We start from the raw sequence: 5,166 nt of genomic DNA, 5'->3' as shown, positions 1-5,166 counted from the left end.
GCTATAGCCCGATGTGTCGTCCTTCAGCCCGTCGACCCATGCGCGCGCGTCGGTCAGCCGCTTGGTGCCGCCGGTGACGGCCTCGGCGCGTGCCTGGCCCTGCAGCGAAGCATCGATCAGCCCTTCGGCGATCTTGGCGTCGCTCGGCATCGGCGCGAACGCGCCCTTGTCGTGCATGATGTTGATGAAGCCGCCGACGAACTTCTGGAACTGATCGGTGCTCAACCCGGCGTCCTTCGCCAGCTTGCGCGCGTCCGGCATGATCGGATCGTTTTTCAGAGTATCGCCATAGCCGGCCAGCGCGCCCTCGAGGGTCAGCTGGTAGGCGTCGGGCTTCTCCGGCGCCTTCGGCACGCTGTCGAGCATCTGCCGCGCAGGCAGGTAGGCGTTGAGCAGCTTCTCATAGGCGGCCGCCGGATTGGCGTCGACCAGGTGCGCCGGCGCATTCGCCGGCGGCGTCCAGGCCGGTGCCGGATTTGGCGCCGGATTTGGTACGGGGTTCGGTGCGGGGTTCGGCGCAGGGTTGCCGCCGCCCCCGCCGCCCGGATCCGTGTTCCGGGGAATGTTGAAAAGTCCATATTTTTCAAGCAAACGGTTCATGCCTGGGCTCCTTGTGCCATCCGGTGCTGATAGATTGCAGTCACGATCTGAAAGACGAAGGCGTTTTCGAACTCGCGACCGGCGCGCCAGGGGCCGAGCTCCTCGAAGCTCTTGCCGTACTGGACGGGCAGCGTCGGGTTGAGCAGCGTTTTTTCCATCATCCACAACAGCACGGCCTTGCCCGAAGGCGAGGCAAAGGTGTTGGCGATGTCCTGGGCAAGCACGGCGAGCTCGAGCTGCCGCTTGTCGGCCTGCGTTTTCATGTGGCCTTCAAGATTGGCAAAGAAATCCGGGCCTTGCCGCCCCATCGCGTCGACCAGCTGGTCGACGCTCAAACCCAGCACATTGCCTGTGCCGATACCGCCATAGGGTTCCATCCGTGGACCCTCCTTTCAAAAACGATCAGGCGGCCGCTGGTGCGACGGCCGCCTGCTGTTGCTGTGCGATCATCCCGGCGATGACCTGCTGGATCTTCGCCTTCTCTTCGTCAGAGCGGATATTGAGCTCCGACACGCCGAGCCTCTTGCCGATATCGGGCAGCAAGCGCTCGACACGCGCCACCAGCATCATCATCTGCTGCCCGCCGAAGGCGTTGAGCAGCTCGAGCCAGCGCACGTCGGCCTCGACCGATGCGGCCTGGTCGCCGCGCGCGATCGGCGAGGTGATCTCCATCCTGATCAGCAGCTCGTCGATGTCGATCTTCGGAAAACCCGGCAGCCGGCGCGACGCGACGTCGATGTTGTAGAGCACCACCGGCTTGACCAGCTCGCGATTGAGCCGGCCATAAGCGCCTGACAGGTCGGCAGCGAGCCGCTTCATGCGCTCGATGATCTCGGTCGGCGATTTTACCGTCGCCCCTTCCGGCGGCAGCGTATCGTCGAACGTGCCCTGTTTGATCTCGTTGCGCAGATCCTCGAGCACGAACATCGACACGTCGAAATTCTCGGGCACCGGCAGCTTGGACAGCGACGGGCCGAAGGCGCCGCCGGTCGACTGCACCTTCCACATGGCGCCAGGCAGCATCGGTGATGTCGCCGGGTTGAAGACGCCGTCATTGCGGTAAGCCCACAGGCCGAGCAGCGAGAATGCCGCCGCCTTCAGCGAAAACTCCCGCGCCTTGTTGGCGGTCTTGGTCGCCCCCATGGTGATCAGGCCGGGGCCAATGCCCTTTTCCTGGCCGGGCACCTTGTAGAAGCCCGGCACCAGCCAGGGCGAAAGCTTGGTCGAGCTCTCATGCAGGATCGTCTTGCCGTCCTTCCAGTAGACGGTGAAATTCCAGCGATCCTTGGCCTGGTCGTACTCGGACGCCTGGACGATCTCGAGCGGTTCCTCCGGCGTCTTGTCGATCTTGCGCTCGAGATCCTTGTCGAGGATCTGCACGTTGCGCCACATCGTTTTCAGGTCGCCGGCTGGGAACTTCGATTTCCAGTAGATCCCGTTGTTGAAGCCGCGGCCATTCGAGCGCAGCGCCACCTGGCTTTGCGGCACCGCGAAATATTCCAGGAATGGAAACTTGTCGGTTTCCAGCATCAGCATCGCGCCCTGGCCTGCGACAGGTCCATGTACATTTCATGGCTCGAGACATCGAAATTCGAGGCATGGATCATGCCGGCGATGATCTTGCTGATGTTCTCGAGATCTTCGCTAAGCTTCTTCTTCTCGCTGTCGTCAGGCAGGAACGGCCCGGCCTTCAGCTCGAACCATGTCTGGAACGGCGGCGTCAGGTCGCGCTGCATACGCCCAGCGAAACGGAAGGCGGCGGTCGGCGCGGTCGTGTCGTAGATCTTGTCGGTGCGCGGCGCCCCCTGGCCGATCTCCGACGACGGCTGCCGCCACGGAATGACGTAGTCATAGAGATCGTCGGTAAAGCGCTGGTGATACTGGTTGCGCGTGTAGGCGTCGTCGCAGCGCTTTTTCAGCCGTTTTAGTTCCGGAGCCTCTGCGGCCATGACTAGCCGCCAAGCGAGGGTTTCAGCCCTGAATAGCGCGTGCCGCGATTGGCGAGGAACACCGAACCGCTGCCGGCCTGACCGGCGACGGCGGTCTGCTGCTCTTGCTCGACACGCCGGCGCTTGGCCTCCTCGGCCTCGGCGTGGGCGGCTTCGGCCTGCGCTTTCGCCGCCTTCTCCGCTCCCTTGTCCCGGCCTCCGCCGAACAGTTTTGCAATGCCTTCCATGAGCGCGCTCCAAAATGCGGGCCGAGTATAGGAGCGGGCTCGGGGGTGTAGACTTATCGGGGCTCATGTCCGCACCAGCACGAACATGGCGGCGCCGGGATATTGGGGATGGTCGCCGACGTCGATGAAGCCCAGCCGCGTGGCGATCGCGCGGCCGCCGCGGTTGTCGAGGTCGACGGCCGCAACGGTCGGCAGCACCGGGTCGAAATGCGTCTGCAGATGGTCGGCCACCATCCGAAGCGCCGCCGGCAGCACCGACTTCTTCCGGAACGCCGGCGACAGCATCAGCCACGCCTCGCGAAAACCATCGGCCGGCCAGAAGCCAGCGGCACCGATCGGCGCGCCATCAAGCGTCATCGTCCATGCCTCGCCGTCGAGCTGCAGCGAGAATGCCCGGCCGTGCTGGCGCGTCAGCGGCCGGCCGCCGGCGAGCGCGACGAGGTCTGACGGCCGCGCCACGCGGATCCGGAGATCACAACTTGAAGACATCGAAATTGGCCTGCAGCATCGGGCCGGCGGGCTGCTGCGCCAGCGGGTGCCCGGGCGGCAGACCGGTCATCGGCGGGCCGCCATTGTGGCCCATCATCGTCGAACGGGCAGAGGGGATGCCATTCTTGCGGGCGGCTCCCTGGGTGATGCCGGCGCGGCCGAAGATCGACATCACCTCATACTGCAGCGCGTCCTGCGGGTTCGATGCCGCGTTCTTCTCCGGCTTGTCCTCGAATTCGCCGTTCTGCTTTTTCTTGAACCGGTAGTCCGAATTGAAGCCCTTTCGCAGCATCAGGCAGCGCGGATCCATGATGAAGCTCGGCATGCCGGCCTTGATGTCGGTCGCCAGCATCTGGCTGACGCCGTCGATGCGGATGTCGAGCTCGTTGGTCTCGGCCGGCACCAGGTGGAAGCCGGAGGCCTGCGCCACCGTCTCGGCCCACGAGAAATGCGCATCCTCGCGCACCGCCCCGGACATGCCTGCAGGGTCGACCGCGGACGCCGGATGCACCTGGTAGCCCGGAAAATGAGCGTTGACGAATTGGCGGCATTGCTCGCCGAACTGCTGCGCGCCCATTCGGCCGGGCACGAATTCGCGCAGCGTGCGCAGCTGGCCGACCGTCGTGTATTGCGAGACCAGCATGGCCGGGCCGGTGATGCCCTGGTCGAAGGACAGCCGCAACGGCAGCGCCGGGATCGGCTCGAGCTCGGTTTCCGAGCAATGCTTGTCGTCGTCATAGAGCTCGTAGACCGGCATGCCGTCGCGCGAATAGCCGAACTGTCCGTCGACCATGCGTTTGATCCACCACGGCTTCGAGGCGTTCGCCGCGACCTGGTCGTCGTAGTAGCCGCGTGGCAGACCGGCCAGGTTCTCTGCGCGCGGGTGCCGGCCGCCGGGCTGTTTGAAGAACTTGTGCCGCGCCGGCAGCTTGCCGCCGAACGTGTGGTAGATCCAGCTGTCGGTGTCGGGCGGGTTGACGTCGCCGACGATGCCGCGAAAGAAGTCGGTCGGCTTGTCGAACATGTCCTGGCCGGGATAGCGGCCGATACGACCGATCAGGAAGGTCAGAACATCCTGGGACAGGCGGTCGGCCTCGTTCATATATGCCCAGGTGTATTCCGCGCCGCGCAGCGCGTCCTCGATCGACTGGTCTGCCAGCGCCTTGAAATGCATTTCGACGAAGATGTAGCAGGGCCGGCCGGTCGCCCTCGAGGCGATCGGGTCGTCGAAGCGCAGTGTATGCACCGCCGGCCGGTTCTCGCCGCCCGACCATTTGCCCACGGTTTTCGGGAAGAACTTGTTCCAGGAGCGGATCGTCGTCGCCCACAGGTTCGTATAGGTGTCGCGGATGACGACGCCGGCGAAATGCTTGTGGCCGTCCTTGCCTGGCGGCATGGCGCTGGCGCAGGCTATGGCGTCGAACAGGCAGCCCGTAGTCTTGCCGGACCCCTGCGGCCCCATGATGAAGCGGATCAGATCCCGCGTGTTGAGGAACTGCCGCGCCACCGGCCCCGGCGCCCGGTACTCATGCACCCGCATCGGCCGCTCGTCGTATTCGAAATCGCTCATAGCCGTTCCCTCGCCACCAGCTTCGGCCGCAACTTTCCTGACCTGGCCTTCATCTGCACCGTGACCGGAACGCCTGGCCGCTTGCTGAAGACGTTGGACAGCACCTCGCGAACCAGGTCCGCGCCAGGCGCGTCGACGGCCAGGATCATCAACGCCGCATCGGCCAGCGCCTCGCGTATGTTCGCGGTGGTTGGCTGCAGCGCGCCGGCGGCCTTGGCGGCACGCTCCCGCGACCGGCTCTGGCGCTTGGCGGCGCTGAAATAGGCCCGGCGCTCGGCCGGCTGCAGGCTGGTGAAGCTTCCCGGCGCCTGCGCGTTGCGATCCGCGAGCC

At 65.1% G+C, this 5,166-nt stretch carries 6 protein-coding genes and 1 pseudogene; all 7 read right to left on the bottom strand.

Features of this window, described 5'->3' with window-relative positions; genetic code table 11:
- A partial coding sequence (locus EOA85_RS38225; RefSeq protein WP_206523377.1) for a hypothetical protein occupies positions 1-600 on the bottom strand: 600 nt, incomplete at its 3' end.
- The gene (locus EOA85_RS27005) at positions 597-977 is read right to left on the bottom strand and encodes a hypothetical protein (RefSeq protein WP_127211803.1); all 381 of its coding nucleotides are present in this window, start codon (positions 975-977) and stop codon (positions 597-599) included. The genes EOA85_RS38225 and EOA85_RS27005, both read right to left, overlap by 4 nt.
- A 25-nt stretch (positions 978-1,002) precedes the next feature.
- Positions 1,003-2,549 (bottom strand): annotated as a pseudogene (locus EOA85_RS27000) (portal protein).
- A 2-nt stretch (positions 2,550-2,551) separates the two neighbouring features.
- Positions 2,552-2,776: a hypothetical protein gene (locus EOA85_RS37750; protein ID WP_164759906.1), complete on the bottom strand. Its 225-nt coding sequence runs from the start codon at positions 2,774-2,776 to the stop codon at positions 2,552-2,554.
- 63 nt (positions 2,777-2,839) lie between these two features.
- A complete protein-coding gene (locus EOA85_RS26990) occupies positions 2,840-3,235 on the bottom strand; it encodes a GNAT family N-acetyltransferase (RefSeq protein WP_127211800.1) in 396 nt (131 codons plus the stop codon).
- Between the two features lie 13 nt (positions 3,236-3,248).
- The gene (locus tag EOA85_RS26985) at positions 3,249-4,835 is read right to left on the bottom strand and encodes a hypothetical protein (RefSeq protein ID WP_127211799.1); all 1,587 of its coding nucleotides are present in this window, start codon (positions 4,833-4,835) and stop codon (positions 3,249-3,251) included.
- Positions 4,832-5,166: hypothetical protein (locus EOA85_RS37745; protein WP_164759905.1), on the bottom strand; the 335-nt coding region annotated here is incomplete at its 5' end. The genes EOA85_RS37745 and EOA85_RS26985, both read right to left, overlap by 4 nt.

It is taken from the genome of Mesorhizobium sp. M5C.F.Ca.IN.020.29.1.1 (assembly GCF_003997375.1).
In the GTDB taxonomy this organism is placed as follows: domain Bacteria; phylum Pseudomonadota; class Alphaproteobacteria; order Rhizobiales; family Rhizobiaceae; genus Mesorhizobium; species Mesorhizobium wenxiniae.
Note: the sequence above shows the minus strand (reverse complement) of the source record. Positions and strands in the feature narration are given on the sequence as shown.

Coding starts and splice junctions, on each gene's coding strand:
- EOA85_RS37750 (WP_164759906.1), bottom strand. CDS start 2,776: ATGGAAGGCATTGCAAAACTGTTCGGCGGAGGCCGGGACAAGGGAGCG.
- EOA85_RS27005 (WP_127211803.1), bottom strand. CDS start 977: ATGGAACCCTATGGCGGTATCGGCACAGGCAATGTGCTGGGTTTGAGC.
- EOA85_RS26985 (WP_127211799.1), bottom strand. CDS start 4,835: ATGAGCGATTTCGAATACGACGAGCGGCCGATGCGGGTGCATGAGTAC.